General features: G+C 73.3%; 1 protein-coding gene. It reads right to left on the bottom strand.

Annotated elements, in window-relative coordinates; translation table 11 throughout:
• Positions 1-824, bottom strand: an 824-nt coding sequence (locus tag FUT87_RS28035; RefSeq protein WP_147243076.1) for a sensor histidine kinase KdpD, incomplete at both ends; no start/stop codon positions are given.

The following is an 824-nucleotide window of genomic DNA, read 5'->3' as shown; positions in this document are numbered from 1 at the left end:
GTCGTCCACGACCAGCACCCGCAGGCCCGGCAGCACGATCGCCGGCGCGTCGCCGGTGGTGGCCTCGCCGAGGGCGCCGAAGGCGCTCAGCATGCCGGGGCCGGTGTCCACGTCGGGCGGCGCGTTGTCGGCACCGGGCAGCCAGAAGCGGAAGGCCGCGCCGCGCCCACGCCCTTCGCTGTGGACCTCCACCCAGCCGCCATGCGCCTCCACCAGACTCTTGACGATCGCCAGCCCCAGGCCGAGCCCGCCGTGCTGGCGGCTGCTGGCCGCGTCGCTCTGGGTGAAGCGGTCGAAGACATGGGGCAGGAACTCCGGCGCGATGCCCTGGCCCTCGTCGCGGACCTCCACGCGCGCGCCGCCGTCGGCGGCTCGCAGCGTCAGGGTGATCGTGCTGCCGCGCGGCGAGAACTTGGCGGCGTTGCCCATCAGGTTCCAGATCACCTGCTGCACCCGCCCGCTGTCGGCCAGCAGTGGCGTGGCCTCGTCCCGGAGGTCCAGCGCCAGCCGGTGGCCGCTTTCGTCGAGCGTGTGCTGGACCACCGCCGCCGCCTCGCGCAGCACCGCGCCGGCCTCGACGCGCTCGCGCGCCAGCGGCAGCTTGCCGATGTTGAGCCGGGACATGTCCAGGATGTCGGTGATCATCCGCGCCTGGATCGACACGTTGCGGTCGATCGCCGCCAGCCCCTTGACGAGCAGCTCCGGCGGGCTGTGCCGCTGCAGCACGTGCGTCCAGCCCATGATCGCGTTCAGCGGCGTGCGCAGCTCGTGCGACAGCACCGCGATCAGGTCGTCCTTCATGCGCGAGAGCCGCTCGGCCTCGC

It is taken from the genome of Mitsuaria sp. TWR114, from assembly GCF_007997345.1.
Note: the sequence above shows the minus strand (reverse complement) of the source record. Positions and strands in the feature narration are given on the sequence as shown.